Origin of the sequence: Streptomyces sp. NPDC093260 (assembly GCF_040683715.1) — a bacterium.
Taxonomy (GTDB): domain Bacteria; phylum Actinomycetota; class Actinomycetes; order Streptomycetales; family Streptomycetaceae; genus Streptomyces; species Streptomyces sennicomposti.
The window spans coordinates 118,404-145,190 of the sequence record NZ_JBFBEK010000007.1 but is presented as its reverse complement, the minus strand read 5'-3'; the positions used below and the strand labels follow the sequence as shown (position 1 = coordinate 145,190).

Annotated in this window: 26 protein-coding genes; 10 read left to right on the top strand and 16 right to left on the bottom strand. The window is 72.6% G+C overall.

The window, feature by feature from the left end; translation table 11 throughout:
- Nucleotides 1–100 precede the first annotated feature (100 nt).
- The 3 genes from guaB to AB0N63_RS11605 form a co-directional block, all read right to left on the bottom strand.
- Nucleotides 101–1,603 carry an IMP dehydrogenase gene (guaB, locus tag AB0N63_RS11615; protein WP_365527339.1) on the bottom strand — a complete coding sequence of 501 codons (1,503 nt, stop codon included), beginning with the start codon at nucleotides 1,601–1,603 and terminating at the stop codon, nucleotides 101–103.
- A gap of 150 nt (nucleotides 1,604–1,753) precedes the next feature.
- Nucleotides 1,754–2,341 carry a sigma-70 family RNA polymerase sigma factor gene (locus AB0N63_RS11610; RefSeq protein ID WP_009190198.1) on the bottom strand — a complete coding sequence of 196 codons (588 nt, stop codon included), beginning with the start codon at nucleotides 2,339–2,341 and terminating at the stop codon, nucleotides 1,754–1,756.
- A gap of 746 nt (nucleotides 2,342–3,087) precedes the next feature.
- Entirely contained in the window at nucleotides 3,088–3,699 is a 612-nt protein-coding gene (locus AB0N63_RS11605) for a response regulator transcription factor (RefSeq protein ID WP_003948568.1), read from the bottom strand.
- 381 nt (nucleotides 3,700–4,080) lie between these two features.
- Between AB0N63_RS11605 and AB0N63_RS11600 the strand changes: the two genes are divergently transcribed.
- Nucleotides 4,081–4,410, top strand: coding sequence for a WhiB family transcriptional regulator (locus AB0N63_RS11600; protein ID WP_365527336.1), 330 nt, complete (start codon nucleotides 4,081–4,083; stop codon nucleotides 4,408–4,410).
- Between the two features lie 75 nt (nucleotides 4,411–4,485).
- On the opposite strand, the gene AB0N63_RS11595 is transcribed toward AB0N63_RS11600, so the two are convergent.
- Nucleotides 4,486–5,403 (bottom strand): LysR family transcriptional regulator, encoded by a 918-nt coding sequence (locus AB0N63_RS11595; RefSeq protein ID WP_365527334.1) that lies wholly within the window; start codon nucleotides 5,401–5,403, stop codon nucleotides 4,486–4,488.
- 82 nt (nucleotides 5,404–5,485) lie between these two features.
- On the opposite strand from AB0N63_RS11595, the gene AB0N63_RS11590 reads away from it, so the two are divergent.
- Entirely contained in the window at nucleotides 5,486–6,166 is a 681-nt protein-coding gene (locus tag AB0N63_RS11590) for an MOSC domain-containing protein (protein WP_365527600.1), read from the top strand.
- Between the two features lie 118 nt (nucleotides 6,167–6,284).
- Complete coding sequence (locus AB0N63_RS11585) at nucleotides 6,285–7,058, top strand: SDR family oxidoreductase (RefSeq protein WP_365527331.1); 774 nt, start codon at nucleotides 6,285–6,287, stop codon at nucleotides 7,056–7,058.
- Between the two features lie 389 nt (nucleotides 7,059–7,447).
- Here AB0N63_RS11585 and groL read toward each other — a convergent pair whose 3' ends face one another.
- The 4 genes from groL to AB0N63_RS11565 form a co-directional block, all read right to left on the bottom strand.
- Nucleotides 7,448–9,073, bottom strand: a complete 1,626-nt coding sequence (gene groL / locus AB0N63_RS11580; protein WP_365527328.1) for a chaperonin GroEL — start codon at nucleotides 9,071–9,073, stop codon at nucleotides 7,448–7,450.
- Between the two features lie 115 nt (nucleotides 9,074–9,188).
- Nucleotides 9,189–9,497, bottom strand: coding sequence for a co-chaperone GroES (groES, locus tag AB0N63_RS11575; protein ID WP_365527325.1), 309 nt, complete (start codon nucleotides 9,495–9,497; stop codon nucleotides 9,189–9,191).
- 880 nt (nucleotides 9,498–10,377) lie between these two features.
- Nucleotides 10,378–11,232: a polysaccharide deacetylase family protein gene (locus AB0N63_RS11570; protein WP_365527323.1), complete on the bottom strand. Its 855-nt coding sequence runs from the start codon at nucleotides 11,230–11,232 to the stop codon at nucleotides 10,378–10,380.
- Nucleotides 11,233–11,339: 107 nt separating this feature from the next.
- Nucleotides 11,340–12,326, bottom strand: coding sequence for a polysaccharide deacetylase family protein (locus tag AB0N63_RS11565; protein ID WP_365527320.1), 987 nt, complete (start codon nucleotides 12,324–12,326; stop codon nucleotides 11,340–11,342).
- Between the two features lie 210 nt (nucleotides 12,327–12,536).
- On the opposite strand from AB0N63_RS11565, the gene AB0N63_RS11560 reads away from it, so the two are divergent.
- A complete protein-coding gene (locus tag AB0N63_RS11560) occupies nucleotides 12,537–13,733 on the top strand; it encodes a class I SAM-dependent methyltransferase (RefSeq protein WP_365527317.1) in 1,197 nt (398 codons plus the stop codon).
- Nucleotides 13,734–13,887: 154 nt separating this feature from the next.
- Complete coding sequence (locus tag AB0N63_RS11555) at nucleotides 13,888–14,316, top strand: MscL family protein (protein WP_365527315.1); 429 nt, start codon at nucleotides 13,888–13,890, stop codon at nucleotides 14,314–14,316.
- A 73-nt stretch (nucleotides 14,317–14,389) separates the two neighbouring features.
- Here the strand turns inward: AB0N63_RS11555 and AB0N63_RS11550 are convergent, their stop codons facing one another.
- On the bottom strand, nucleotides 14,390–15,418 hold the full coding sequence (locus AB0N63_RS11550; RefSeq protein ID WP_365527312.1) for a LacI family DNA-binding transcriptional regulator: 1,029 nt from the start codon (nucleotides 15,416–15,418) through the stop codon (nucleotides 14,390–14,392).
- A 144-nt stretch (nucleotides 15,419–15,562) separates the two neighbouring features.
- Between AB0N63_RS11550 and AB0N63_RS11545 the strand changes: the two genes are divergently transcribed.
- From AB0N63_RS11545 to AB0N63_RS11530, 4 genes are read left to right on the top strand one after another with little or no spacing between them, the layout of a single operon-like run.
- The gene (locus AB0N63_RS11545) at nucleotides 15,563–16,870 is read left to right on the top strand and encodes an extracellular solute-binding protein (protein ID WP_365527310.1); all 1,308 of its coding nucleotides are present in this window, start codon (nucleotides 15,563–15,565) and stop codon (nucleotides 16,868–16,870) included.
- Nucleotides 16,867–17,763, top strand: coding sequence for a sugar ABC transporter permease (locus AB0N63_RS11540; RefSeq protein ID WP_365527308.1), 897 nt, complete (start codon nucleotides 16,867–16,869; stop codon nucleotides 17,761–17,763). Before AB0N63_RS11545 ends, AB0N63_RS11540 begins: the two co-directional genes overlap by 4 nt.
- 4 nt (nucleotides 17,764–17,767) lie before the next feature.
- Nucleotides 17,768–18,673, top strand: coding sequence for a carbohydrate ABC transporter permease (locus tag AB0N63_RS11535; RefSeq protein ID WP_365527306.1), 906 nt, complete (start codon nucleotides 17,768–17,770; stop codon nucleotides 18,671–18,673).
- 35 nt (nucleotides 18,674–18,708) lie between these two features.
- Nucleotides 18,709–21,021, top strand: a complete 2,313-nt coding sequence (locus AB0N63_RS11530) for a glycoside hydrolase family 3 N-terminal domain-containing protein (protein ID WP_365527304.1) — start codon at nucleotides 18,709–18,711, stop codon at nucleotides 21,019–21,021.
- Between the two features lie 289 nt (nucleotides 21,022–21,310).
- Here the strand turns inward: AB0N63_RS11530 and AB0N63_RS11525 are convergent, their stop codons facing one another.
- From AB0N63_RS11525 to tsaB, 4 genes are read right to left on the bottom strand one after another with little or no spacing between them, the layout of a single operon-like run.
- Nucleotides 21,311–21,577 carry a hypothetical protein gene (locus tag AB0N63_RS11525; protein WP_365527302.1) on the bottom strand — a complete coding sequence of 89 codons (267 nt, stop codon included), beginning with the start codon at nucleotides 21,575–21,577 and terminating at the stop codon, nucleotides 21,311–21,313.
- A complete protein-coding gene (tsaD, locus tag AB0N63_RS11520; RefSeq protein ID WP_365527299.1) occupies nucleotides 21,574–22,704 on the bottom strand; it encodes a tRNA (adenosine(37)-N6)-threonylcarbamoyltransferase complex transferase subunit TsaD in 1,131 nt (376 codons plus the stop codon). The genes AB0N63_RS11525 and tsaD overlap by 4 nt, the downstream gene beginning before the upstream one ends.
- Nucleotides 22,697–23,170, bottom strand: a complete 474-nt coding sequence (gene rimI / locus AB0N63_RS11515) for a ribosomal protein S18-alanine N-acetyltransferase (RefSeq protein ID WP_365527597.1) — start codon at nucleotides 23,168–23,170, stop codon at nucleotides 22,697–22,699. The genes tsaD and rimI overlap by 8 nt, the downstream gene beginning before the upstream one ends.
- Nucleotides 23,171–23,214: 44 nt before the next feature.
- On the bottom strand, nucleotides 23,215–23,868 hold the full coding sequence (gene tsaB / locus AB0N63_RS11510) for a tRNA (adenosine(37)-N6)-threonylcarbamoyltransferase complex dimerization subunit type 1 TsaB (RefSeq protein ID WP_365527296.1): 654 nt from the start codon (nucleotides 23,866–23,868) through the stop codon (nucleotides 23,215–23,217).
- 116 nt (nucleotides 23,869–23,984) lie between these two features.
- On the opposite strand from tsaB, the gene AB0N63_RS11505 reads away from it, so the two are divergent.
- Nucleotides 23,985–24,557 (top strand): hypothetical protein, encoded by a 573-nt coding sequence (locus AB0N63_RS11505; protein ID WP_365527294.1) that lies wholly within the window; start codon nucleotides 23,985–23,987, stop codon nucleotides 24,555–24,557.
- 112 nt (nucleotides 24,558–24,669) lie between these two features.
- On the opposite strand, the gene AB0N63_RS11500 is transcribed toward AB0N63_RS11505, so the two are convergent.
- The 3 genes from AB0N63_RS11500 to AB0N63_RS11490 all read right to left on the bottom strand — a co-directional run bounded on the left by AB0N63_RS11500 (nucleotide 24,670) and on the right by AB0N63_RS11490 (nucleotide 26,742).
- Nucleotides 24,670–24,918, bottom strand: a complete 249-nt coding sequence (locus tag AB0N63_RS11500) for a hypothetical protein (RefSeq protein WP_365527291.1) — start codon at nucleotides 24,916–24,918, stop codon at nucleotides 24,670–24,672.
- A 107-nt stretch (nucleotides 24,919–25,025) separates the two neighbouring features.
- Entirely contained in the window at nucleotides 25,026–25,547 is a 522-nt protein-coding gene (gene tsaE, locus AB0N63_RS11495) for a tRNA (adenosine(37)-N6)-threonylcarbamoyltransferase complex ATPase subunit type 1 TsaE (protein WP_365527288.1), read from the bottom strand.
- Complete coding sequence (locus AB0N63_RS11490) at nucleotides 25,513–26,742, bottom strand: alpha/beta hydrolase (RefSeq protein WP_365527286.1); 1,230 nt, start codon at nucleotides 26,740–26,742, stop codon at nucleotides 25,513–25,515. Before AB0N63_RS11490 ends, tsaE begins: the two co-directional genes overlap by 35 nt.
- Nucleotides 26,743–26,787: the final 45 nt, after the last annotated feature.

The window sequence follows — 26,787 nt, the reverse complement described above, 5'->3', positions numbered from 1 at the left end:
GCCTTTCCCTGATGCGTTTCAGCGTCTTCCAGTATCGCCGACGCCCATGGCGAGGGCGGCCCCGGAGGATCCGGAGCCGCCCTGTGAGACCTGTCGTCGCCTACTTGCTGCTGTAGTTCGGCGCCTCGACCGTCATCTGGATGTCGTGCGGGTGGCTCTCCTTGAGGCCCGCCGAGGTGATGCGGACGAAGCGGCCCTTGGACTCCATCTCCTCGATGGTGGCCGCGCCGACGTAGCCCATGGTCTGGCGCAGACCGCCGACGAGCTGGTGCAGCACGTTGGCCAGCGGGCCGCGGTAGGGCACCTGGCCCTCGACGCCCTCGGGCACGAGCTTGTCGTCGGAGGCGACCTCGGCCTGGAAGTAGCGGTCCTTGGAGTACGACTTCGCCTGGCCGCGGGACTGCATGGCGCCCAGCGAGCCCATGCCGCGGTACGACTTGAACTGCTTGCCGTTGATGAACAGCAGTTCGCCCGGGGACTCCTCGCAGCCGGCCAGCAGCGAGCCGAGCATGACGGTGTCGGCGCCGGCGGCGAGCGCCTTGCCGATGTCGCCGGAGTACTGGAGACCGCCGTCGCCGATCACCGGGATGCCGGCGGGACGGGCGGCGAGGCCCGCCTCGTAGATGGCGGTGACCTGCGGGACGCCGATGCCGGCGACCACGCGGGTGGTGCAGATGGAACCGGGGCCGACACCCACCTTGATGCCGTCGACACCGGCGTCGATCAGGGCCTGCGCGCCGTCACGGGTGGCGACGTTGCCGCCGATCACGTCGATGGACACGCTGGACTTGATCTTCGCCATCCAGCTCAGCGCGTTGCTGTTGTGGCCGTGCGAGGTGTCCACGACCAGGAAGTCCGCACCGGCCTCGGCGAGGGCCTGGGCGCGCTCCAGCGCCTCGGGGCTCGCGCCGACGGCGGCGCCGACGAGCAGGCGGCCCTCGGCGTCCTTCGCGGCGTTCGGGTACTGCTCGGCCTTGACGAAGTCCTTGACGGTGATCAGACCGCGCAGGATGCCCGCGTCGTCGACCAGCGGAAGCTTCTCGATCTTGTGGCGGCGCAGCAGCTCCATGGCGTCCGCGCGGGAGATGCCGACCGTGCCGGTGACCAGCGGCATCGGCGTCATGACCTCGCTGACGCGGCGCGATCGGTCGGTCTCGAAGGCCATGTCGCGGTTGGTGACGATGCCGAGCAGCCTGCCGGCCGGGTCGGTGACCGGGGTGCCGCTGATGCGGAACTTCGCGCACAGCGCGTCGGCCTCGGCGAGCGTGGCCTCCGGGTGGATGGTGATGGGGTTGGCCACCATGCCGGACTCGGAGCGCTTGACCAGGTCGACCTGGTTGGCCTGGTCCTCGATGGACAGGTTGCGGTGCAGGACGCCGACGCCGCCGAGGCGGGCCATCGCGATCGCCATACGGGACTCGGTCACCTTGTCCATCGCCGCCGACAGCAGCGGGATGTTGACCCGGACGTTGCGGGAGATGCGGGACGAGGTGTCGACCGCGTTGGGGAGCACCTCGGATGCGCCCGGCAGCAGCAGCACGTCGTCGTAGGTCAGCCCGAGTGTCGCGAACTTCTCGGGCACTCCGTCGACGTTTGCAGTCATGACACCTTCCCCAAATGGCCTTGATCGGTGCGGATGTCCATGCTAACGGGAAGCGAAGGCGTCTCATTCCACGATTCCACGACGGACCGCTGCCCGGGGCTTCGTATCTTCGTACGGAACCGGGGCGCCACCGGTTCAACCGGCGTACGGCTACTGCTCGGCGAGGGCCCGCAGGCGGCTCAGCGCGCGGTGCTGGGCGACCCGGACCGCTCCCGGTGACATTCCCAACATCTGCCCGGTCTCCTCCGCGGTCAAGCCCACCGCGATGCGCAGCAGCAGCAGCTCGCGCTGGTTCTCGGGGAGGTTGGCCAGCAGCTTCTTGGCCCACTCGGCGTCACTGCTGAGCAGTGCCCGCTCTTCCGGGCCGAGGGAGTCGTCCGGGCGTTCGGGCATCTCGTCGGAGGGCACGGCGGTCGAGCCGGGGTGGCGCATCGCCGCGCGCTGGAGGTCGGCGACCTTGTGGGAGGCGATGGCGAACACGAACGCCTCGAAGGGGCGGCCGGTGTCGCGGTAGCGGGGCAGGGCGAGGAGGACGGCGACACAGACCTCCTGCGCCAGGTCCTCCACGAAGTGGCGCGCGTCGCCCGGCAGCCGGGACAGCCGGGTGCGGCAGTAGCGCAGCGCGAGCGGATGGACGCGGGCGAGCAGGTCGTGCGTGGCACGCTCGTCGCCGTCGACGGCACGGTGCACGAGTGCGCCGATCGCCCCTTGGGCAACTGCTGCCTCGTCGTCGCGCATCGGTCCATGGTGCCTTGGCGCCGAACGCTCCGTCGCACCACCGTCATCGTTGTGCACCGAAGCGTTATGAGCGGGTGCGCCGGAACCCATCCCCTGCGCCCTCCCATTCCGCTCGACCGACTCGTCCCCGAGGAACTCCACACCTCAAGGATGCGGCATCAGCGCCGAAACGAGCATCGGCCTGTCGGCGGGCGACGTCGCCGCAGGTGACCGCGGTGCGGTACGCGGCGCCGTCCGACGTCCCGCCCCGGCCCGGCGCGGACCCGCGCCCCGCGGCCTGTGTTCCCGGGACCACCCGGTTCCTCCCCGACGGTCGGCGACATGACGGCGGGCGCCCGCCCACCGGGCGTGACCCCGGCCCGGCGGAACGCCCCGCAGGGCCACCCGTACGGCGGTCAGCCGTCCGAGGCCGACCCCATGCTCGGGACCCGCTCGCGCACGCGGCTCGGGGCGGTCCTCAGCCGACGGGAACACCGCGAACGGCCCACGCGGGGCGCGACACGGATCACCGCTCCGGACCGCCGGACCGCCACGCCCGTCGCGGTCGCCACGTCACGCGCCCCCCGCGGCGCGTCGTCGCATCGTCGTCGGCGCCGCCGTCGTGTCCCGCCGTACGGCCGGGTCCCCGGACGCGGGCCGGCCGACCGACCGGTCTGTCCCCACGGCTGAGAAGCGGACCGGTGCACGGACCCGGGCCCGCTCGGGACCCGGTCCGGGGCCTGACGGACCGGTCCTGACCGGCCGTCCTAGCGGACCAGGCCCCAGCGGAAGCCGAGCGCCACCGCGTGCGCGCGGTCCGAGGCGCCGAGCTTCTTGAACAGCCGGCGGGCGTGCGTCTTGACGGTGTCCTCGGAGAGGAACAGCTCACGGCCGATCTCCGCGTTGGAGCGGCCGTGGCTCATGCCCTCCAGCACCTGGATCTCACGCGCGGTGAGCGTCGGCGCGGCGCCCATCTCGGCGGACCGCAGCCGACGCGGCGCGAGCCGCCAGGTGGGGTCGGCGAGGGCCTGGGTCACCGTGGCGCGCAGCTCCGCGCGGGAGGCGTCCTTGTGCAGGTAGCCGCGAGCGCCGGCGGCTACGGCGAGCGCCACGCCGTCGAGGTCCTCGGCCACCGTGAGCATGATGATGCGCGCCCCGGGGTCGGCGGACAGCAGCCGCCGGACCGTCTCGACGCCGCCCAGTCCGGGCATGCGCACGTCCATCAGAATGAGGTCCGAGCGGTCGGCGCCCCAGCGGCGGAGGACTTCCTCGCCGTTGGCCGCCGTCGTCACGCGCTCGACGCCGGGCACGGTCGCGACCGCGCGGCGGAGCGCCTCTCGGGCAAGCGGGGAGTCGTCGCAGACGAGGACGGATGTCATGGCCGCCCTCCGCAGCTGATGCGCGTCACCTTGAGCCTCCAGGCTGGTACGAAATCGTCACCTGTGCGGTCGACCGTCTCGGACGCCTGCCCGAGCACTTGTGTTTTCAACCGCCTCCGCACTCTCAACGACGGTCACTCGAAAGAGTTACGGGGCCGTACGCCGTTTTCGGCACTCTACGTGAGGGAGCGGACACAGGGCAGACACAACGTCATCCTCTCAACTTTTCATCACAAGCTATGCCCCATTCAGCCCCTTTTCTTCCCGTTTCCAGGTGTCTAGGGCTAGATTCGCAATGAGTCATATTTTCATCTCCTTAGATCGGAGATGTACGGTCGTCGGCACCGTATCCGCCACCGAACGGCTACAAGGGGTCACGCAATGGCAGATTTCTCCCGCCTTCCAGGACCGAATGCGGACCTGTGGGACTGGCAGCTGCTGGCTGCCTGCCGCGGGGTGGACAGCTCGCTCTTCTTCCATCCGGAGGGTGAGCGCGGGGCGGCTCGCAGCGCCCGCGAGAACTCGGCCAAGGAGGTCTGCATGAGGTGCCCGGTCCGTGCGGAGTGCGCGGCACACGCCCTGGCGGTGCGCGAACCGTACGGAGTGTGGGGCGGCCTCACCGAGGACGAGCGCGAGGAGCTGATGGGGCGGGCGAGGAACCGTCTGGTCACGGCCTCGTCGCCGAGCGGGGACACCGCCTCGAACACCTGAAGGAACGTTTCTTCAGACGATCACCAAGGGCACGCGCAGGCGTGCCCTACCGTTTGCGGCCCCCGGCGCGCCGCGTCACCGCGCCCCGGCCCGCACCAGTTCGTCCAGCGTCGCCGCCACCGCCGGGACGTGGGACAGGTCGGGGAGGGTGAGGGCGACGATCTCGCGGCGCACCGCGGGTTCCAGGGGCACGGTGTGGACGCCCCGGGGCCGTACGGACTCGATCGCGAGTTCGGGCAGGACGGCGACGCCCAGGCCGGCGCCCACCAGCCCGGCCACCGCCGGGTAGTCGTCGGTGGCGAAGTCGATACGCGGCGTGAAGCCCGCGCTCGCGCACACCTCCACCAACTGGCCCCGGCAGCGCGGGCAGCCGGCGATCCACGGTTCGGCGGCGAGTTCGGCGATGGCGACCGCGCCGGAGCCGGCGCGGGCCAGCCGGTGCCGTTGGGGCACGAGCGCGACGAGCCGGTCGGTCAGCAGGGGGCGGACCACCAGGTCCGCCCACTCCTCCGCGCCGGCGGCGTCCCGGCCCGCGGCGTCCTCGTAGCGGAAGGCGAGGGCCACGTCGCAGTCGCCCTCGCGCAGGAGTTCGACGGAGCGGGGCGGCTCGGCCTCCTCCAGGGAGACCCGGGTGCCGGGGTGCGCGGCGCGCAGCGCGGCGAGCGCGGTGGGCACGAGGGTGGAGCTGCCGCTGGGGAAGGAGACGAGACGGACCCGGCCGGCGCGCAGTCCCGCGATGGCGGCGACCTCCTCCTCGGCGGCCGTGAGTCCGGCGAGGATGCCGTTGGCGTGCCGGACGAGCGCCTCGCCGGCCTGGGTGAGCCGCATCTCGCGTCCGGTGCGGACGAGCAGCGGGGTGCCGACGGAGGCCTCCAGGGCCTTCATCTGCTGGCTGACGGCGGGCTGCGTGCAGCCGAGATCGCGCGCCGCCGCGGAGAAGGAGCCGCTGGTGGCCACGGCGCGCAGGACGCGGAGATGTCGAGCCTCGATCACCCTTCGAGCATAAGGCTCCCTTGGGTGATCCTCGCGATACCGCGTCGACACTTTGGCCCCGGTCGCCTACCGTGCGGGCATGATGCAGCTTCTCTCCGTCAACGTCGGCCGTGCCGAGGCCGTGCCGTACACCGACCATCCGCAGGGTGTGACCGGGATCGACAAGCGGCCGGTCGACGGACCGGTGCGGGTGGCGGCACCGGGACCGAAGGGGGTCGGCGCGAGCGGGCTTGCCGGGGACACGGTGTGCGACATGCGGCACCACGGCGGCGACGACCAAGCCGTCTACGCGATGGCGCGCGAGGACCTGGACTTCTGGGAGCGCGAGCTGGGCCGGACGCTGCCGAACGGCTCGTTCGGCGAGAACCTCACCACGGTCGGCCTGGACATATCCGGGGCGCGGATCGGCGAGCGGTGGCGGATCGGCTCGCCGGCCGGTCCGTCGGTGCTCCTGGAGGTCACCAGCGGGCGCATCCCGTGCCGGACCTTCCAGGGCCATCTGGGTGAGAAGGGCTGGGTGAAGAGGTTCACGCTGAACGGCGCGCCCGGCGCGTACCTGCGGGTGCTGGAGCCGGGTGAGATCCGCGCGGGCGACCCGGTGGAGATCGTGCACCGCCCGGACCACGACGTGACGGTGGCCCTGGAGTTCCGGGCCACGACGACCGAGCGGTCGCTGCTGCCGCGGCTGCTCGCGGCGGGCCCGGCGCTGCATCCGGAGACGCTGGCGACGGCGCGCAAGTACGCCGAGGCGTACGCGGGCTGACGGGACGTGCGCGACGGCGCGCGCTTCCCGCGCGCCGCCTTCCACACCTCTCCTCCACCGATCGGGAGAGCCTGTGCGCAGATCGGAGGGGGGCGGCCCCGGCCACTAACCTTTCGCCATGACAACGGCTCTGATTACGGGATCGACCGCGGGCATCGGCGCCGCGTTCGCGCGGCGGCTGGCGGCGGACGGGCACGACCTCGTCCTGGTGGCGCGCGACACCGAACGACTGACGGAGCAGGCGACCGAGCTGCACGACAAGCACGGCATCGAGGCGGAGGTGCTGACGGCCGACCTGGCGACGGACGAGGGCGTCGAGGCGGTCGCGGCCCGGCTCGGCGACCGCAGGAACCCGGTGGACCTGCTGGTCAACAACGCCGGCTTCGGCAACAAGGGCCGCTTCCTGGACGTGCCGATGGCCGACGAGCTGCGGATGCTCAAGGTGCACGTCGAGGCGGTGCTGCGGCTGACGGCGGCGGCGACCGAGGCGATGCGCGAGCGCGGCCGGGGCGGGGTGGTGAACGTCGCCTCGGTGGCGGCGTTCGTGCCGCGCGGCACCTACGGCGCGTCGAAGGCGTGGGTCGTGCAGTTCACCCAGGGCGCGGCGCGCGACCTGGCCGGCAGCGGCGTGCGGCTGATGGCGTTGTGCCCGGGCTTCGTGCGCACCGAGTTCCACGAGCGGGCCGGGATGGGCACGGACAACATCCCGAACTGGATGTGGCTGGACGCGGACAAGCTGGTCGCGGCGGCCCTGGCGGATCTGGCCCGCGGCCGTACGGTGTCGATCCCCGACCCGCGGTACAAGGCGCTGATGGGCGTGGTGAAGCTGGCGCCACGGGGCCTGCTGGGCGGCGTCACCTCGCGCACGGGCCGCAAGTACGGCCCGCAGTGACCGAGCCGGCCCCCACCGCGGCTCACCGAAGGCCCCCGCCTCGAAAGGCGGGGGCCTTCTCCGTACCCGGCCGTGCCCTCGGCCGCCGGCGGCGTCGCGGCAGCGGCGGGGTGGAGCCGCGCTGGAAGACGATCCAGCCGGCGGTGAGCCCGATCAGCCACAGCACGGCCAGCGGGATGTGGAGCCGAAGGTGCCCGCGCGCCCTGCACCCGCTCATCCGGGACACCGGGGGCGGAACACGGGAGGTGGGGAAAGGATCTCGTCTGACAGGCCTCGCCGCGGCGGGCGGCCCCGGACGTGCCGGTGCCCGGCGCCCCCGAAGGGGCGCCGGGCACCGGTTGTTCCGCTCGAGCGGCTGGTCGGTCAGGCGCTCGGGGCGGTGTGTCGCCTCAGTGGGCGTGGCCGTGGCCGTGGCCCGCGGCGGCCGGCTCTTCCTCTTCCTTCTTCTCGACGACCAGGGTCTCGGTCGTCAGGAGGAGGGAGGCGATGGAGGCGGCGTTCTCCAGGGCGGAGCGGGTGACCTTGACCGGGTCGATGACGCCGGCCTTGACCAGGTCGCCGTACTCGCCGGTGGCGGCGTTGTAGCCGCTGCCCTTCTCCAGCTCGGCCACCTTGGAGACGATGACGTAGCCCTCCAGGCCGGCGTTCTCGGCGATCCAGCGCAGCGGCTCGACGGCGGCGCGGCGCACGACCGAGACACCGGTGGCCTCGTCGCCGGTCTTGTCGAGGTTGCCCTCGAGGACCTTGACGGCGTGGACCAGCGCGGAACCGCCACCGGAGACGATGCCCTCCTCGACCGCGGCGCGGGTCGCGGAGATGGCGTCCTCCAGACGGTGCTTCTTCTCCTTCAGCTCCACCTCGGTGGCGGCGCCGACCTTGATCACGCACACGCCGCCGGCCAGCTTCGCGAGGCGCTCCTGGAGCTTCTCGCGGTCCCAGTCGGAGTCGGTGTTCTCGATCTCGGCCTTGATCTGGGCGATGCGGCCCTCGACGTCCGCCTTCTCACCGGCGCCGTCGACGATCGTGGTGTCGTCCTTGGTGACGGTGACGCGGCGGGCGGAGCCGAGCACGTCCAGGCCGACCTGGTCGAGCTTGAGGCCGACCTCCTCGGAGATGACCGTGGCGCCGGTCAGGATCGCCATGTCCTGGAGCATCGCCTTGCGGCGGTCGCCGAAGCCGGGGGCCTTGACGGCGGTGGCGTTGAAGGTGCCGCGGATCTTGTTGACGACCAGGGTCGACAGGGCCTCGCCCTCGACGTCCTCGGCGATGATCAGCAGCGGCTTCGAGGCGTTCGCCTGGATGATCTTCTCCAGCAGCGGCAGCAGGTCCGCGATGGAGGAGATCTTGCCCTGGTGGATCAGGATGTACGGGTCGTCGAGGACGGCCTCCATACGCTCCTGGTCGGTGACGAAGTACGGGGACAGGTAGCCCTTGTCGAAGGCCATGCCCTCGGTGAAGTCCAGCTCCAGACCGAAGGTGTTGGACTCCTCGACGGTGATGACACCGTCCTTGCCGACCTTGTCCATCGCCTCGGCGATCAGCTCGCCGACCTGCTGGTCCTGGGCGGACAGTGCGGCCACGGCGGCGATGTCGGACTTCTCGTCGATCGGGCGGGCCGAGGCGAGCAGGTCGTCGGAGACGGCCTTGACCGCGGCGTCGATGCCCTTCTTCAGCAGCGCCGGGGAGGCACCGGCGGCGACGTTCTTGAGGCCCTCGCGCACCAGCGCCTGGGCGAGCACGGTGGCGGTGGTGGTGCCGTCGCCCGCGATGTCGTTGGTCTTGGTCGCCACCTCCTTCACCAGCTGCGCGCCGAGGTTCTCGTACGGGTCCTCGATCTCCACCTCGCGGGCGATGGTGACGCCGTCGTTGGTGATGGTCGGGGCGCCGAACTTCTTGTCGATGACGACGTTGCGGCCCTTGGGGCCGATCGTCACCTTCACCGTGTCGGCAAGCTTGTTGACGCCGCGCTCGAGGGCGCGACGGGCGTCCTCGTCGAACTTCAGGATCTTCGCCATGGCAGCGGGAGCCCTCTCGGAAATCTCGGGTGAAAAGCGCCGCGCCCCGGACGCCCGGCTTCTTAACGGTCGCGGGGGCCAGGGGCGCAGCTCACAGCATGAACGCTGAGGTGACTTACTTCTCGATGATCGCGAGCACGTCGCGGGCCGAGAGAACGAGGTACTCCTCGCTGTTGTACTTCACCTCGGTGCCGCCGTACTTGCTGTAGAGCACGACGTCGCCGACCTTGACGTCGAGCGGAAGACGGTTGCCGTCCTCGAAGCGGCCCGGGCCCACGGCCAGGACGACGCCCTCCTGGGGCTTCTCCTTGGCGGTGTCCGGAATGACCAGGCCCGAAGCCGTGGTCTGCTCGGCGTCGAGCGGCTGGACCACGATGCGGTCCTCGAGCGGCTTGATGGCAACCTTGGAGCTGGCGGTCGTCACGATCCGACCTCCCCCTTCGGAGATCTCACGGGGTTAACTGTCTGAGGTGGCGACCAGGTCGATCCGTCGTCGCGGGTGCCGGACCTGCCCGTCGCTTTGTTGGCACTCTCCAGGGGGGAGTGCCAGACCTGAGACTATGACCGTCGTTAGCACTCGGTCAAGCGGAGTGCCAATTGCCTGCGGCGCGTCGGGGATGGGGGCACGTTTCGTCGTACGTGCGTGCGAATTTGCCCGTGCGCTTGAGTGGCCGCCCCCAGCGGGATGCCGTCCTCAGCCCTCCGCTGTCGGCCCGAGAGTCCTCGTCCTCGAACGCCGGACGGGCTGGACATGCGCGTCCACGCCCTCCAACGCGCCGTACCGGCCGGGACCGGCTGACCCTCGGGCACCGGACGGGCTGTCGGTGCGGCCCAGGCGCCGAGTCCCCGCGGGCTGCCGCCTCCGGCCGGGGACGCAACGGCTCCGCCCCCTTCCCCGGCGTCCACGTTTGTACGACCGTAGGGTCATGCGGTCACGTTCCACTCCTTCGGGCGCGATCACCGGCGGGCTCGTGTTCCTGCTCGTGCTGGTGGCGGACGTGACGGGCGGGCTGCTGCTCGTCATCGTGCTCGCCGTGCGCGGGCTCGGCCGGGTGGAGGCGCCGGGCGGCGGGCCCGCCGGGGCGCCGCCGGGTGATCTCGTCCCGGCGCTGCTGTACGGCGGCTTCGCGCTGGCGGCCGGGGCGGCCGGGGTCCTGTTGGTGCGCGGCGGGGCCCGGTTCACCGGCGCGGCGCAAATCGTGCTCGCCGTGGTCGTCGCGAGCGCCGCGCTGGGCGCGTGGCGCGACACGCACGACCGCGACCGCTTCCCCGCCACGTCCCCCTCCGACCGGCTGGTCGACGCCTCACAGGTAGTCCTGCAACCGCCCCACCGTCAGGCCCTCGCCCTCGATCCGGCGCAGCAGCGCGGTCGTGCGCTCGCGCAGGCCGGGGCCGCCCCGGTCGTCGTCGTCCGAGGTGACCAGGAGGATGTCGCCGGGGCGTAGCGCGGCCCCGCCCCGGGTGAAGCGCAGGCCGGTCCCGGTCGGCGCCGCGCGCCACAGGACGACGGCCGAGACGCCGCAGTCGGCGGCCGCGCGCAGCGTCGTGGAGTCGTACGCGCCGTAGGGCGGTCTCAGGAGGCGGGGGCGGACGCCGAAGCGGGCGTGCAGCTTGTCCCGCTGGCCGCAGATCTCGGCGCGCTGCCCGGCGTAGGGCAGACCGCGCAGCGCCGGGTGGTCCAGGGTGTGGTTCTGCAGGTCCGCGCCGACCGACAGCAGGCGCGCGAAGTGCCCGTAGCCGGGTCCCACGACGCTGTCGGTGAGGAACATGCTGACCGGCAGCCGCAGTTCGCCGACCATGTCGACGAACGTCGGGTCCCGTTCGGCCTCGTCGTCGTAGGTGAGGAAGACGACCCGGTCGGCGGTGGCGACGTGGTCCACGACCGCGGGCAGCGCGGGCGGGCGGGTGGCGAGGTCCAGGGTGCGGGCCGGCGGGCGCGGCGGCGCGGGCAGCGGGGCGTCGAGGCCCCAGCGGCGGTACGGCTGCGGGGCGGGCGGACGCCCGGACGGCACCCGCCGCGCCGCCTCGCGCCCCGGCCGCCCGACCTGGTCGGCCGGGGACGCGCAGCCGGCCGCGAGCAGCGGCAGCACGGCGAGCAGCAGAAGCGCGAGAGGCGGGAGCGCGAGGGCGCGCCGCGCCGCCGGCCGGCCGGCGGTCACCGCGCGGGTCGGGGGTCCGGGGCGCGGCGCCGTCTCCGGCCCGGCTCCAGGTCCCGTACCCCGCCCGGCTCCAGGTCCCGTACCCGGCCGTCCGCGCCGCCGCGGTCTCACAGGTAGTCCTCCAGCCGGGCCACCGCGAATCCCTGGGCGGTCACGTAGTTCAGGAACCGCCGCATGTCGTCGACCATCGTGCCGTTCCACTCGTTGCGGCCCCGGAAGTGCGTGAGGACGATGTCGCCGCGGCGCACCCTCTGGTCGTCCTCGCGGAACTCCCAGTGGTCGACGTAGACCTCCTCGTTCCAGATCGGCGCGTACTTGACGCCGCAGGACTTGGCGGCGACCAGGGAGTCCTGGTTGTAGTTGCCGTAGGGGAAGCGCACGACGGTGGGGCGCCTGCCGAACTGCTTCTGCATGATGTCCTGCATGTCGCAGATCTCGTGCCGCTGGTCCTCGTAGGACAGGCCCGGCAGGTACGGGTGGTGCAGGGTGTGGTTGTCGAGGGTGACCCCGGCGTCGCGCATCCTGCGGAAGTAGCCGTAGTCGTCCTTGATCAGGTAGTCGCTGAGGAACGCCGTGTACGGGATCTTCAACTCGCTCATCATCCGCAGGAACGCGGGGTCCTTGTCGGCGCCGTCGTCGATGGTGAGGAAGACGACCTTGTCCTCGGTGGGGACGGTGGTGAAGACCGGGGGCAGGTCCCAGTCCTCCTGGTGGGCCACCTCGAAGCCCGGGCGTGCGGTGATCGTCGGCTTGACGGCGGGCGGTGCGGGCGGGACGAGCGGCACCTGGCGCAGACCCCAGCGCTTGGCCGCGGCGGCGCGGGCGGCGGTGGAGGCGCGCAGCCGGGTGGCGTACGAGTCGAGGGCGCGGGCGGGGGGCGCCTGGAGGCGCTGCTGGCCCTGGGCGGGCGGTACGGGGGCGTCCGGCCGCGAGCAGCCTGCCGCGAGGGCGGAGACGGCGAGGACGGCGAGTGCGGCGCGGGCGCCGATCCGTCGGCCCGTCCGCCGGCCGGTCCGTCCGCCGACTCTGCGGCCGGCCCGGTGACCGACCTGTCGATACGCGGTCTTTTTATCAGTTTGTACTACTAGTCTCATGGCGCCGGATCCTCCCAGCACACCCCCCGGAAGCCGCGCCGACACCGCGACCGGCGCCCCACCTTCCACCGACCGGCCCAACGAGCGGCCGGGACCCGGTCGCCCAGGGCCGTGGTCACGCCGGTCCGCGCCCCCCTCACAGGCCCTCGCGCCCGCCGGTCCACCCGCCCCACCGCACCCGCCCCTCCCCCGCTGCCCGACAATGACCCGGTGAACGACCCACAGGCCGCCGCCCCGCTCCACGCCTTCGCCGCGCTGCTCACCGACGAGGGCCGGGCCCTCCTGGACGAGGTGCACGGCACCGACCCCGCCGACGAACTCGCCGTCGCCACCCGGCTGCGCCGCGAGCACCCCGCCGAACTGGTGTCGGCGGCCCTCGGCCAGGCCCGGCTGCGGCAGCGGGCCGCGGCGAAGTTCGGGGCGGCGGACGCACGGCGGATGTTCTTCACGCCCAACGGCGTCGAGCAGTCCACCCGGGCGAGCGTGGCCGCGTACCGGGCGGCGCGGCTGAGGGAGGCGGGCGTGACCTCGCTCGCCGATCTGTGCTGCGGGATCGGCGGCGACGCGATCGCGCTGGCCCGCGCCGGGGTCCGCGTCCTCGCCGTGGACCGGGACCCGCTCACCGCCGCCGTGGCCCGTGCGAACGCCCGGGCGCTGGGCCTCGCGGACCTGATCGAGGTGCGGGAGGCGGACGTCACGGAGGTGGACACCACGCCGTACGACGCGGTCTTCGTGGACCCGGCGCGCCGGGGCGGGCGCGGCCGGATCTTCGATCCGGAGGCCTACTCGCCGCCGCTGTCCTGGGCCGTCGAGGCCGCCCTCCGCGCGCCGCGCGCCGCGCTGAAGGTCGCCCCCGGCATCCCGCACGAGGCCGTGCCGCCGCAGGCCGAGGCGGAGTGGATCTCCGACGGCGGGGACGTGAAGGAGGCGGTGCTGTGGTTCGGCACCGAGCCGGGCCTGGTCCGGGCGACGCTGCTGCCCGGCCCGCGCAGTCTGCGCGGACGCGGCCTGCCCGACCCGGAAGTACGGCCCGTGGGACGCTACCTGTACGAGCCCGACGGCGCGGTCGTCCGCGCCCATCTGGTCGCCGACGTCGCCGACGCGCTCGACGGCGGCCTGATCGACGAGACCATCGCCTACGTCACCACCGACACCCTGCGCCCCACCCCGTACGCCACCGCCTACGAGATCACCGACCGGCTCCCGTTCAACGTCAAGAAGCTCAAGGCGCTGCTGCGCGAGCGCGAGGTGGGCGTGCTGACCGTGAAGAAGCGGGGCTCGGCGGTCGAGCCGGAGGAACTGCGCCGCAAGGTGTTGCCCAAACCGTACGGGCGCGCCGCGGTGACCGTCTTCCTCACCCGGGTCGCCGGCGCCCCGGCCATGCTCCTCGGTCACCCGGCCGGGTGAGGTACCCGGCGGAGCCCGTCCTGGGCACTCCCCCGGGGGGCACGCGCCCCCGCCCGAAGACCCGTCGCCCGAAGTCCCCGCCCGGACGCGCCCCGCATGCACCTGCCGCCCACCGCCCCGAGACTGGTCGTGTCGAGCGGAGGCGAGGAGAGTCATGCTGCGGGGCTTCAAGAACTTCCTGATGCGCGGCGATGTCATCGTCGTGGCGGTCGGCCTGATCGTCGCCCTGGCGTTCAGCACGCTGATCAAGGCGTTCACCGACAACGTGATCAACCCGGTCATCGCCCGCGCGCAGGGCAGCGCGTCGCCCGGTCTCGGCTGGCAGCTCGGCAAGCCGGGCAACACCGCGACCTATCTGGACATCGGCGCGTTCCTCTCGGCGCTGATCTACTTCATCGTATTCATGGCGGTCGTGTACTTCCTGATCGTCGTGCCGTACAAGCACGTCCAGTCCCGCCGGGGCGTGACGGTCTTCGAGGAGGACGGACCCGTCAAGACCTGCCCGGCCTGCCTGTCGGAGGACCTGCCCGAGGCCGCCGCCAAGTGCCGTCACTGCGGCACCGCACAGCTCGCCACGGTCTGATCCGCCCCCTGGTCCGACCCGGTCTTCGAAACTTTCGAAGACGGTCCGGGCGCCGGAGGACCGGCCGGTCGCCTCACTCCCCCGGCGGCGCCGTGCTGCTGCGCACCACCAGGCTGGTCGCCAGCTCCACCCGGGTCGCCACCGGCGCCTCGTCCTCGCGGCCCAGGTCCAGCACCAGCTTCGTCGCCGCCTCGGCCATCTCGGTCAGCGGCTGACGCACGGTCGTCAGCGGCGGTCCCACCCAGCGGGCGACCGGCAGGTCGTCGAAGCCCACCACGCTCAGGTCCTCCGGGATGCGCAGCCCCAGTTCGCGTGCCGCCTCGTAGAGGCCGAGGGCCTGGAGGTCGTTGCCGGCGAAGACGGCGGTCGGGCGGTCTGCGCGGCGCAGCAGCTTCAGCCCGAGGCGGTAGCCGGCCTCGTGGTGGAAGTCGCCGGCCACGATCAGCGACGCGTCCACCGGCAGCCCGGCCGTCTCCAGCGCCGCGCGGTAGCCGTCCACGCGGGCACGGCTGCACATCATCCGCGACGGCCCGCTGATCGCGCCGATCCGGGTGTGGCCCAGTTCGACCAGGTGCCGGGTGGCGGCGAGGCCGCCCTGCCAGTTGGTCGCGCCGATCGAGGGCACGTCGGTGCCCGGGTCGCCGGCCGGGTCCATCACCACGAACGGGATGGAGCGGCTGGTCAGCAGCGCCCGCTGGGACTCGTCGAGCCCGGACAGCACCAGGACCACGCCGTGCGGGCGGCGGGCGGCGACCTGGTCGGCCCAGCTGCGGCCGGGAACGAGCCGGCCGGCGCTCTCGGAGAGCACCACGCTCAGGCCCGCGTCCCGCGCCACGTTCTCCACGCCCCGGATGACCTCCATCGCCCACGCGCTCTCCAGCTCGTGGAAGACGACGTCGATCAGCGGCGAGCGGGTCGCCTCGGCGCGGCGGCGCCGGTAGCCGTGGGCGCGCAGCAGGTCCTCGACCCGGCTGCGGGTCCCCGGTGCGACATCGGCACGCCCGTTGAGCACCTTCGAAACAGTCGGAGCTGACACCCCGGCCTCGCGGGCGATCTCAGCGAGGGTGGCGGTGCGCGTTCCTGCGGGCTTCGTCGGTTTCATGGGCGCGATCGTATCTCTGCGCGACCCCTTGACGAAGCCTCTCGCACGTCTTACGTTCCCGGAACATTCGAAGGCGTATCCGAAACATTCGGGTCCTGGGCGACGTGTCCCGCCCGAGCCAACTCTCGTGAGAGGTACCGTCACATGGAGTCCTACAGCAGGCGCTGGTTCCTCGGCGCCGGCGCCACCGTCGTCACGGCCGCCGGACTCGCCGCCTGCGGTTCCGGCAGCGGATCGGGCGGTGACGGCGGCACCGTCACGGCGCTGGTGTACGGCGACGACGCGGCGAAGATCCAGGTCAAGCAGGTCGGCCGGTTCAACTCCTCCGCGGCCGCCAAGAAGACCAAGGGCAGGATCGGGCTGCAGAAGGTCCCGGCCTCCGACTACCCGGCCAAGCTGCGCACGGCCATGGGCTCGCCCAACGCCCCCGGCATCTTCTTCAACTGGGGCGGCGGCTCGATCAAGGCCTACCAGGAGGCCGGCCAGCTGATCGACCTCACCGACGTCATCCAGTCCGACGCGGTCCTCAAGGGCGGCTTCCTGCCCACCGTCCTGGCCGCGGGCGGGCTGAAGGGCAAGACCTACGGCATCCCGATGCGCGGCACGCAGCCGGTCGTGCTCTTCTACAACAAGACGCTGTTCGCCGAGCACGACCTGCAGGCCCCCACCAGCTGGGACCAGCTGCTCGACATCAACGCCAAGCTGAGGAAGGCGAAGATCACCCCGTTCGCGCTCGGCGGCGCCGACATCTGGCCCGAGCTGATGTGGCTGGAATACCTGGTGGACCGCATCGGCGGCCCCCAGGTCTTCGCCAAGATCGCGGCCGGCGACGCCTCCGCCTGGGGCGACCCGGCCGTCCTCAAGGCCGCCGAGGCGGTCAGGGAACTCATCGACGACGGCGCCTTCGGCAAGGGCTACAGCTCGGTGTCGTACAACAACCACGGGGCTTCCGCCGCCTTCGCCAAGGGCAAGGCGGCCATGCACCTGATGGGCTCCTGGGAGTTCTCCACGCTGCTCGGCATCTTCCCGGACTTCGCCAAGAAGGACGTGGGCTGGTGCGCCTTCCCGACGTACGACGGCGGTTCGGGCGACATCCGCAACGTCGTCGGCAACCCCAACAACTACTGGTCCGTCAACGCCCGCGTCTCCAACAAGGACGCGGCCATCGCCTTCCTGCGCGACTGCGCCTCCGAGGCGTACACCAAGGACCTGATCGCCAACGGTGACGTGCCGACCACCACCATCGCGGCGAAGATGCTCGACTCCTCCCCCAACCCGGAGTTCGCGAAGTACCAGTACCAGCTCGTGCAGCAGGCCCCCGCGTTCACCCTGAGCTGGGACCAGGCGGTCGACCCGAGCTGGCAGACGCCGATGCTGACGGAGATCAACAAGCTGTTCGTGGGCAAGTCGTCGCCGGCCCAGTTCGTGACCGCGCTCAAGGGGCTGAAGTGAGTTCGTCGGTCCCCGCCCGGACGAAGGGCAGGCCCCGGGAAGGCACGCGGACCGGCCGTCCGCACGCCGCCTGGGTCCTGCCCGGCGTCCTGTTCTTCGCGTTCTTCGCCCTCGCCCCGATGGTGCTGGCGCTGTACCTCTCGTTCACCAAGTGGAACGGCCTGGGCGACCCCGAGCCGGTCGGCCTCGCCAACTGGCAGAAACTGATCCATGACACCCGCCTGACCCAGTCGCTGACGGTGACCGTCCTGCTGACCGTGGTCAGCTGGGCCTTCCAGACGTTCGTGTCCCTGCTGCTGGGCGTCTGGGCGGCAGGCCGCCAGCGCAACCGGGCCGTGCTGTCCGCGGTCTTCTTCGTGCCGTTCCTGCTCTCCTCGACGGCGATCGCGCTGCTGTTCTACGCCCTGCTCGACCCGAACTTCGGCATCGTCCACGGGGACACGCTCGGCACGACCTCCGGCGCCTTCCTGGCGATCGTCTTCGTCGGCGGCTGGCAGTTCATCCCCTTCCACACCCTCATCTACCAGGGCGGCGCCCGGCAGATCCCCGAGGTGCTCTACCAGGCCGCCGCGATGGACGGCGCCGGCCGCTACCGCCAGTTCTTCTCCATCACCCTGCCCCAGTTGCGCAACACGGCGACCACGTCCAGCGTGCTGATGATCGTCGGGTCGCTGACCTACTTCGAGACCGTGCTGATCCTCACTCAGGGCGGTCCGGGCACGGACACCGCGATCCTGCCCTACCTGATGTACGAGGCGGGCTTCAAGAGCTACGACTTCGGCTACGCGAGCGCCGTGGCGTCCTTCCTCGTCGTGATCGCCACCGCGCTGTCGCTCGTGCTGGTCAGGCTGTCCGGCTTCGGCACCATGCGCAGCACCAGGGAAGGGATGTGAGGTGATGTCACTCGACACGACGCGCCGCCCGCGCGCGGTGAGGACCGGCGGCCGGCCCCCGTCCGACCGCCCCGCCGGGCGCCGCCGCCACTGGACCAGGCGCCCCAACCCGGTGGCCGGCATCAGTTCGGCTCTGTGGCTGGTCGTGGTCATCGTCCCGATCTACGCGATGATCTCGTCCTCGCTGACCCACCAGGACAAGGCGCTGGGCAAGAACGCCCTGATCCCGCCCACCGACCCCACCTTCGACAACTACAACACCGTCCTGCACAACGGCTTCGGCCACCTCCTGCTCAACACGGTCGTCGTGGCCGCGGCAGTCGTGGCCGTCGTGCTGGTGCTGTGCGTCCCGCTGTCCTACGTGGCCGTGCGCTCGCGCACCTTCTGGTCCGGTGCGGCCTTCCGGCTGTTCCTGCTCGGCGTGGCCATCCCCGCGCAGGCGGTCGTGGTCCCGCTCTACCTGATGATCGCCAAACTGAACCTCTACGACAGCCTGCTCGCGATCATCCTGCCCACGGCGGCCTTCGCGATGCCGGTGTCGGTGCTCATCCTCACCGGCACGCTGCGGGACATCTCCGAGGAGATGTACGAGGCGATGGCCCTGGACGGCGCCTCGACCACCCGCATGCTGTTCCAGCTGGTCATCCCGATGGCCAAGGGCGGCATCAGCACCGTCGTCATCTACTCCGCCCTGCAGGCCTGGAACGGCTTCCTCTTCCCCCTGATCTTCACCCAGTCCGACGGCCCCCGGGTGCTGACCCTCGGCCTGTTCAACTACGTCAGCCAGTTCGGGGTGAACATCCCCGCGCTGCTGGCCTCGGTCGTCCTCTCCGGCATCCCGATCTTCGCCGTCTACCTGGTGGCACGGCGCGCCCTCGTCGGCGGCCTGATGGGGGTGGGCGGCAAGTGAACCCACCCCGCACCGACGCCTGTGACAGGAGTTCCATGACCACCGCCCCCTGGCAGGACCCCGCCCTGCCCGCCGCCGCCCGCGTCGACGCCCTGCTGACCCGGATGACCCTGGAGGAGAAGACCGCCCAGCTGTACGGGGTGTGGGTGGGCGCGGACACGGACGGCGACGGGGTCGCCCCGCACCAGCAGCACATGAACACCGACTACGACTGGGACGAGCTGATCACCCGCGGCCTCGGCCAGCTCACCCGCTCCTTCGGCACCGCCCCGGTGGACCCCGCCCTCGGCGCGCAGGCCCTGTCCCGCGCCCAGCACCGGATCGCCGCGGCCGGCCGGTTCGGCATCCCGGCCGTCGCCCACGAGGAGTGCCTGGCCGGCTTCACCGCCTGGGGCGCGACCGCCTACCCGGTGCCGCTGGCCTGGGGCGCGAGCTTCGACCCGGCGCTGGTGGAGGCGATGGCCGCCCGCATCGGCCGGGACATGCGCTCGGTGGGCGTCCACCAGGGCCTGGCGCCCGTGCTGGACGTGGTCCGCGATCCGCGCTGGGGCCGGGTCGAGGAGACCATCGGCGAGGACCCCTACCTGGTCGCCACCGTCGCCACCGCCTACGTCCGGGGTCTTCAGTCGGCCGGGATCGTCGCCACCCTCAAGCACTTCGCCGGGTACGCCGCCTCCACGGGCGCCCGCAACCTCGCCCCGGTGCGGGCGGGCGCCCGCGAGTTCGCCGACGTCACGCTGATGCCGTTCGAGATGGCGCTGCGCGAGGGCGGGGCGCGCTCGGTGATGGCCGCCTACAACGAGATCGACGGCGTCCCCGCCTCCGCCGACCCGCACCTGCTCACCGAGGTCCTGCGCGAACACTGGGGGTTCACCGGCACGGTGGTCGCCGACTACTTCGGCATCGACTTCCTCCAGACCCTGCACCGGGTGGCCGCCGACCCCGCTGACTCCGGCCGGCTGGCCCTCACGGCCGGCATCGACGTGGAGCTGCCGACCGTGAAGTGCTACGGCGACGGCCTGGTGGCCGCCGTGCGCGCCGGGACGGTCCCGGAGTCCCTGGTGGACCGCGCGGCCCGCCGGGTGCTGCTCCAGAAGTGCGAAATGGGCCTGCTCGACGCCGACTGGGCGCCCGAACCACCCGCCGGTGACGTCGACCTCGACTCGCCGGAGAACCGCGCCGTGGCCCGCCGCCTTGCCGAGGAGTCGGTCGTCCTGCTGGCCAACCCGGACGGCGTGCTGCCGCTGGCCCCCGACACCCGCATCGCGGTCGTCGGCCCGCGCGCCGCCGACGCGCTGGCCATGCTCGGCTGCTACTCCTTCCCCTCCCACGTCGGCACCCAGCACCCCGGCACCCCCCTCGGCATCGAGATCCCCACCGTGCTGGAGGCGCTGCGCGCCGAACTCCCGCACGCCAAGGTGACGTTCGCCGAGGGCTGCGGGGTGACGGAGCCGGGCGCCTCCGGTTTCGCGGAGGCGGTGGCGCGCGCCTCCGAGGCGGACGTGGTGGTGGCGGTGCTCGGCGACCGCTCGGGCCTGTTCGGCCGGGGCACCTCGGGCGAGGGCTGCGACGTGGCGGACCTGACCCTGCCGGGCGTGCAGGGCGAGCTGCTGGAGGCGCTGGTGGAGACCGGCGTGCCGGTGGTGCTGGTGCTGCTCACCGGCCGCCCCTACGCGCTCGGCCGCTGGGAGGGCCGGCTGGCCGCGGCGGTGCAGGCGTTCTTCCCCGGCGAGGAGGGCGGACCGGCGGTGGCCGGGGTGCTGTCGGGCCGGGTGAACCCCTCCGGGCGGCTCCCGGTGAGCGTGCCGCGCGGCGCCGGGGGCCAGCCCTGGACGTATCTCCAGCCGCCGCTGGGCCTGGCGGGCGAGGTCAGCAGCCTGGACCCGACGCCGCTGTACCCGTTCGGGCACGGACGCTCGTACACCGCGTTCGCCTGGGAGCCCGTCGAGGGCAACGATGTCACCGAGATCGGCACGGACGGCTCCCACGACCTCTCGGTCACCGTCCGCAACACCGGTGACCGGACGGGAGCGGAGGTCGTCCAGCTGTATCTGCACGACCCGGTGGCCGCGGTGACCCGCCCCGACATGCGGCTGATCGGCTACCAGCGGGTGGAGCTGGCGCCCGGCGAGGCGGCTCGGGTGACGTTCCGCTTCCACACGGACCTGTCGGCGTTCACCGACCGCACGGGCCGCCGGGTGGTCGAGCCGGGCGACCTGGAACTGCGCCTGGCCGCCTCCGCCGCGGACGTCCGCCACACCGCCCGGCTGACCCTGACCGGTCCGCTGCGGGAACTGGGGCAGGACCGGCGGCTGCGCTGCGAGACCGAGGTGTCGCCGGGCGGCTGAACCGCCCTTCCCGCTCCGGATCCCGGTGGGTCGCCCGCCGGGATCCGGACCCAATACCGTCGCCGGAGGAGGAGGTGACGGGGGATCGGCCCGGCACGACGAAGAAGCCCCCTCCGGATCACCGGAGGGGGCTTCTGCTGGAGCGCCGGGCAGGCCTTGCACCTGCATCTCCCCGCAGGAAGCGGGACGTCTTTCCTTGGACCACCAACGCACTGGCATTCGGGCTTCGTTGTTTCCCTGCCCGCTTGCTGTGTGATGATCATAGCGCATTCCGGAGGCTGCGCGCCACTCAGTGATCCACGTCCTCCGGGACCGTCTCGAACCGCCAGCGGTGCACGGCCCGGGTGACCAAGTCGCCGTCCGGCTCGGGCAGTTCCGGCAGCTCCGCGTCACAGGGCGCGTCCCACCAGGTGATGACGAGGACGCGGTCCTGCGGCGCGCGGAACACCTCGCGGCGCAACGGCCGCCCGGCGAGCCGCTGTTCGCGCACCCAGGCGAGCAGCTCCTCGCCCCGGCCCGCCACCGCGCGGGCCTCCCACATCAACGCCACGCTCACGAGTACAGGTTCTCCTTGCTGACCTCGTGCACATGGTCGTGGCTGTGGCCGTGCGCGTGCGGGTGGGTCTGCGCGGTGCCCGGGACGTGCGGGTCGGTGACCGGCAGCGAGGAGTCCGCCGACAGGTCCCAGTCGGAGGCGGCCCGGTCGCGCCTGACCATCTCGGCGCCGAGCGCGGCCACCATCGCGCCGTTGTCCGTGCACAGCTTGGGGCGCGGGACGCGCAGCCGGATGCCGGCCGCCTCGCAGCGCTCCTGGGCCAGCGCCCGCAGCCGCGAGTTGGCGGCCACGCCGCCGCCGATCATCAGATGGTCCACGCCGGCGTCCTTGCAGGCCCGCACCGCCTTGCGGGTGAGCACGTCCACCACCGCCTCCTGGAAGGAGGCCGCCACGTCGCGCACCGGCACCTCCTCGCCAGCCGCCCGCCTGGCCTCGATCCAGCGGGCCACCGCCGTCTTCAGACCGGAGAAGGAGAAGTCGTAGGCGGGGTCGCGGGGGCCGGTCAGACCGCGCGGGAAGGCGATCGCCGCCGGGTCGCCCTCGCGGGCGTAGCGGTCGATGACGGGGCCGCCGGGGAAACCGAGGTTCAGCACACGGGCGATCTTGTCGAAGGCCTCGCCGGCCGCGTCGTCGATGGTGGCGCCCATGGGCCGTACGTCGGCGGTGATGTCGGTGGAGAGCAGCAGCGAGGAGTGGCCGCCGGAGACCAGCAGCGCCATGGTCGGCTCCGGGAGCGGGCCGTGCTCCAGCTGGTCCACGCAGATGTGCGAGGCGAGGTGGTTGACGCCGTACAGGGGCTTGCCGAGGGCGTAGGCGTACGCCTTGGCCGCCGACACGCCGACCAGCAGGGCGCCGGCCAGGCCGGGACCCGCGGTGACCGCGATGCCGTCCAGGTCCTTCGCGCTCACCCGCGCCTCCTTCAGCGCGCGCTCGATGGTCGGCACCATGGCCTCCAGGTGGGCGCGCGAGGCGACCTCGGGGACGACGCCGCCGAAGCGGGCGTGCTCGTCGACGCTGGAGGCGACCGCGTCGGCCAGCAGGGTGGTGCCGCGCACGATGCCGACGCCGGTCTCGTCGCAGGAGGTCTCGATGCCGAGGACGAGCGGCTCGTCGCGTGGGTCAGCCATGGATCTCGGTTCCTTGTACGGAGGTGGAGGGGTCGGTCAGGCGCATCACCAGGGCGTCGACGTTGCCCGGCTGGTAGTAGCCGCGCCGCACCCCGACGGGGGCGAAGCCGAAGCGCTCGTAGAGCCGCTGGGCGCGGACGTTGTCCACGCGGCACTCGAGCATCACCTCGGCGCACTCGAAGGCGGTCGCGGCCCGCAGCAGCTCGGTCAGCAGCAGCGCGCCGAGGCCGCTGCCCCAGAGCTCCCGGGCCACGGCGATGGTCTGGACGTCGCCCTGGTCGCCGGAGGCGACGAGCCCGGCGTAGCCGACGATCCGGCCGTCCTGTTCGGCCACGACGTAGCGGCGGGTGGCCTCGGGGCCGCGGGAGTGCGCCAGCTCGGACCAGAACATGCCCCGCGACCAGGCGTCCTCGGGGAAGAGATCCCTCTCCAGCTCCAGCACGGGGTCGATGTCCCACCAGCGCATCTCGCGCAGGGCGGGCGCCGGGGTGCCGGTGATCGTCTCGCCGGTCACTTGGGGGTGACCACCTTGTAGTTCTTGGGCACCTGCGCGTCCGGACGGCGCAGGTACAGCGGCCGGGGCGCGGGCAGCTCCTCGCCCGCGGCCAGCTTCTCGGCGGCGAGCGAGGCCAGGGCGGCGGCGGACACGTGCTCGGGTTCGTGCGCCTGCGGGAAGGTGTCCGGGTACAGGAGCGCGCCGGCGCCGACCGCGGGCAGGCCCCGGACCTCGTCGGCGATGTCGGCGGGCCGGTCCACGGCCGGGTCGGTGACGCGGGTGCGCGAGTCGGCGTAGCGGGCCCAGTAGACCTCCTTGCGGCGGGCGTCGGTCGCCACCACGAAGGGGCCGGACACGTCGGCGGCGTAGGCGAGGCCGTCGAGCGTGCAGACGCCGTACACCGGGACGCCGAGGGCGAGGCCGAAGGTGTCGGCGGTCATCAGGCCGACGCGCAGTCCGGTGTAGGGGCCGGGGCCGACGCCGGCCACGATGCCGGTGACGGCGTCCAGCGCCAGTCCGGCCTCGGCGAGGACCCGGTCGACGGCCGGCAGCAGCAGCTCTCCGTGCCGGCGCGCGTCCACCTGTCCGGCTGAGGCGATGACGGCCGTGCCGTCGTGCAGGGCGACGGTGACGGCGGGGGTGGCGGTATCCAGAGCGAGCAAGAGCACGCAAACAGCCTACGGCTCCCGCGAGCCCGGCACCGCCGCCCGGGCCGGGTGCATTCCGGCTGCTACGGTCGAAAGCCAGGCACTGACCAGCGAACTTACCCAGAGGTGGACGAACCGTGGCAAGGAGCAGCGCGGGTTGGGTGGCCGGGCTGACCGCGGCGGCGCTCGTCACGGTCGGCTTCCTCGCGTACCGGGCGCAGTCGACCGTCCCGGAGGACCTGGTCGGCCGGCCCGGCCCGAGCGCCACCCCGGCGGCGAGCGCCGCCAAGGCGCCCCGCGACAGCCAGCACCCGACCGCGCTGCCCGCGAACTCCGGCACCGGCGAGCGGGTGGTGTACTCGGTGGACGACGACCGGGTGTGGCTGGTGAGCGCCGGCGGCACGGTGGAGAACACCTTCAGGGTCACCCCCGGCAGCGTGGACCCGGCCCCGGGCGCCTACACGGTGACCTCCCGCTCCAAGGCGGTCACCGGGACCGACGGCGTCCCGGTGGAGCACGTGGTGCGGTTCGCCGATGTGCAGGGCGTGGTCGTCGGGTTCAGCGCGGCCGTCGACCAGCCCACGCCGCAGGACGGCGACACGGACGCGGACACGAGCGTGAAGACGGGCGGTATCCGCGAGTCGCGGGCGGACGGCGAGGCGATGTGGATGTTCGCGACGATCGGCCAGAAGGTCGTCGTCATCCGCTAGAGATCCGGTGGGCGACCCGCGACGGTCGTCCGGACGAACGGGACGGCGGTACCGGCCACCGGGACGGCCGCGATCATCCGCCGCCGCCGTCCGCCGCCGTCATCCGATAGGGCTACGCCGCTTCCCGGTGCGTCTCCACCGTACGGGCGGCGCGGGCGTCCGTACGGTGGACCGTGCTTCCCGCGCACGGGTCCGTACGGGACGACCGGACGTCTGCGCGGGGGTCCGGGCCGGCGTCCGCCGGTTGCGGGGCCCGGGGCGGGAGGGAGACGGCCGCGGCGGCGGCGCAGGAGGCCAGCAGGTCGCTCATGCGCACACCGGTGGCCGGGTACGGCCGGGACGGGTTCTCGGCAGCCGACATGGACGCCTCCTGGAGGACGGGGGCGGGCGCGGTTAGGTAACCCTAACCACGGACTGGACACCATGTGACCACGCCCGGGAGGCCCCGCGCAAGGACCGGCCGTCGCCTCAGGCGGTCAGCGCCGCGAGGTCCACGGCCGACCACCGGCCGCCGATGCCCGCCACCGTCACCTGCCGCACCTCGTCCGCGGTGTCGCCGACGGCCCGGTGGATCCGGACCTGGAGCCGTTCGTCGGTCAGCTCCTCGACCTTGCCCTCGCCCCACTCCACGACGACCACCGAGTCCGGCAGCGAGACGTCGAGGTCCAGGTCCTCCATCTCGTCCAGGCCGCCGCCGAGGCGGTAGGCGTCGACGTGGACGAGCGGCGGGCCGTCACCGAGCGAGGGGTGCACCCGGGCGATCACGAAGGTCGGCGAGGTGACGGCGCCGCGCACCCCGAGCCCTTCGCCGAGCCCGCGGGTCAGCGTGGTCTTGCCCGCGCCCAGCTCCCCGCTGAGCATCACGAGGTCGCCGGCGCGCAGCAGCTTGGCGAGCCGACGGCCCAGCTCCAGCATCTGGCCGGGAGCGTTGACGGTGATCTCGACGGAGGGGCGGTCAGCCGGGCTGTGCGGTGCTGCTGGTGCTTCCATAAGTGCCCACGGTAGTGCCTGCCGGGACCGCTCCGGCCCGGGTCAGCAGGTCGGCGAGCCGGTCGGTGACGACCTCCGGGTGCTCCAGCATCACCAGGTGCCCGGCGTCCGGGACCAGGACGAGTTCCGCCTCGGGCAGCAGGCCGGCGATGGCCTCGCTGTGCTCGCTCGGGGTGACCAGGTCCTGGAGGCCCGCCAGGACGAGCACCGGCATGCCGGCGAAGAGGGGGAGCGCCTCGGTCTTGTCGTGGTCGGTGAAGGCCGGGTAGAACTCGGCCACCACGTCGATCGGCGTGCTCTCGATCATCCGTTCGGCGAACCGGGCGACGGCCGGGTCGATGTCGCGGCCCGCGAACGAGTACCGCTTGATGATCCCGGCGAACAGGTCGGCGGTGGCCCGCCGTCCCTTCTCGACGAGTTCGGCGCGCTGCCCGAGCGCCTTCAGCACGCCCGGGAGCACCCGGCGCACCGCGTTGACGCCGGCCACCGGCAGCCCGAAGTTGACCTCGCCGAGCCGGCCGGAGGAGGTGCCGACGAAGGCGGTGGCGACGACCCGCTCGCGGATCAGCTCGGGGTACTGGGCGGCCAGCGCCATCACGGTCATGCCGCCCATGGAGTGCCCGACCAGCACGATCGGCCCCTCGGGCACGGCGGCGTCGAGGACGGCCTTCAGATCGCGGCCGAGCTGGTCGATGGTCAGCGGCACGGTGTCCTCGAGCTGGTCCACGCCCCGCCCGGAGCGGCCGTGGCTGCGCTGGTCCCAGTGGACGGTGCGCACCACGCCGCGCAGCGCCGCGCGCTGGAAGTGCCAGGAGTCCTGGCTGAGGCAGTAGCCGTGGCTGAAGACGACGGTGACGGGGGCGGGGGCCTTGCGGCCGAACAGCCTGCGGCGGCGCGGGCCGAGGTCGGCGGCGGCCTCCGGGTCGATGTCGTCGACCTCGTAGTACAGCTCGGTGCCGTCGTCGGCGTACGCGGTGCCCGGGGTGCCGCGCAGGGTGCCGTACGGGCCCACCGCGTCGAGCGCGAGCCGGGCCTTTCTGCGTATGTTCCGGCCGACGGTCATCCGTTCGATGGCCACGGTGGCCGCCGCGCCCGCGGCCACCACGCCGATCGCGGCCCCCGCGATACCGGTCGCCCGGCGCCAGCCGCCCGCCCCTGCGGCGGAGGTCACGGCCGCCGCACTGCTCTCGCTCACGTACCGCTCCTCTGGTGCCGTCGGTGTGACGTACTGGTGTTCGGG

Excerpts from the sequence above, each read along its gene's own strand:
- AB0N63_RS11555 (WP_365527315.1), top strand. The coding sequence starts at position 13,888 with ATGCTGCGGGGCTTCAAGAACTTCCTGATGCGCGGCGATGTCATCGTC.
- rimI (WP_365527597.1), bottom strand. The coding sequence starts at position 23,170 with ATGCGCTGGTGGGACATCGACCCCGTGCTGGAGCTGGAGAGGGATCTC.
- AB0N63_RS11530 (WP_365527304.1), top strand. The coding sequence starts at position 18,709 with ATGACCACCGCCCCCTGGCAGGACCCCGCCCTGCCCGCCGCCGCCCGC.
- guaB (WP_365527339.1), bottom strand. The coding sequence starts at position 1,603 with ATGACTGCAAACGTCGACGGAGTGCCCGAGAAGTTCGCGACACTCGGG.
- AB0N63_RS11550 (WP_365527312.1), bottom strand. The coding sequence starts at position 15,418 with ATGAAACCGACGAAGCCCGCAGGAACGCGCACCGCCACCCTCGCTGAG.
- AB0N63_RS11610 (WP_009190198.1), bottom strand. The coding sequence starts at position 2,341 with ATGCGCGACGACGAGGCAGCAGTTGCCCAAGGGGCGATCGGCGCACTC.
- AB0N63_RS11590 (WP_365527600.1), top strand. The coding sequence starts at position 5,486 with ATGCAGCTTCTCTCCGTCAACGTCGGCCGTGCCGAGGCCGTGCCGTAC.
- AB0N63_RS11565 (WP_365527320.1), bottom strand. The coding sequence starts at position 12,326 with ATGAGACTAGTAGTACAAACTGATAAAAAGACCGCGTATCGACAGGTC.
- AB0N63_RS11600 (WP_365527336.1), top strand. The coding sequence starts at position 4,081 with ATGGCAGATTTCTCCCGCCTTCCAGGACCGAATGCGGACCTGTGGGAC.
- AB0N63_RS11605 (WP_003948568.1), bottom strand. The coding sequence starts at position 3,699 with ATGACATCCGTCCTCGTCTGCGACGACTCCCCGCTTGCCCGAGAGGCG.
- tsaE (WP_365527288.1), bottom strand. The coding sequence starts at position 25,547 with ATGGAAGCACCAGCAGCACCGCACAGCCCGGCTGACCGCCCCTCCGTC.
- groL (WP_365527328.1), bottom strand. The coding sequence starts at position 9,073 with ATGGCGAAGATCCTGAAGTTCGACGAGGACGCCCGTCGCGCCCTCGAG.
- AB0N63_RS11500 (WP_365527291.1), bottom strand. The coding sequence starts at position 24,918 with ATGTCGGCTGCCGAGAACCCGTCCCGGCCGTACCCGGCCACCGGTGTG.
- AB0N63_RS11585 (WP_365527331.1), top strand. The coding sequence starts at position 6,285 with ATGACAACGGCTCTGATTACGGGATCGACCGCGGGCATCGGCGCCGCG.
- AB0N63_RS11535 (WP_365527306.1), top strand. The coding sequence starts at position 17,768 with ATGTCACTCGACACGACGCGCCGCCCGCGCGCGGTGAGGACCGGCGGC.
- AB0N63_RS11545 (WP_365527310.1), top strand. The coding sequence starts at position 15,563 with ATGGAGTCCTACAGCAGGCGCTGGTTCCTCGGCGCCGGCGCCACCGTC.
- tsaD (WP_365527299.1), bottom strand. The coding sequence starts at position 22,704 with ATGGCTGACCCACGCGACGAGCCGCTCGTCCTCGGCATCGAGACCTCC.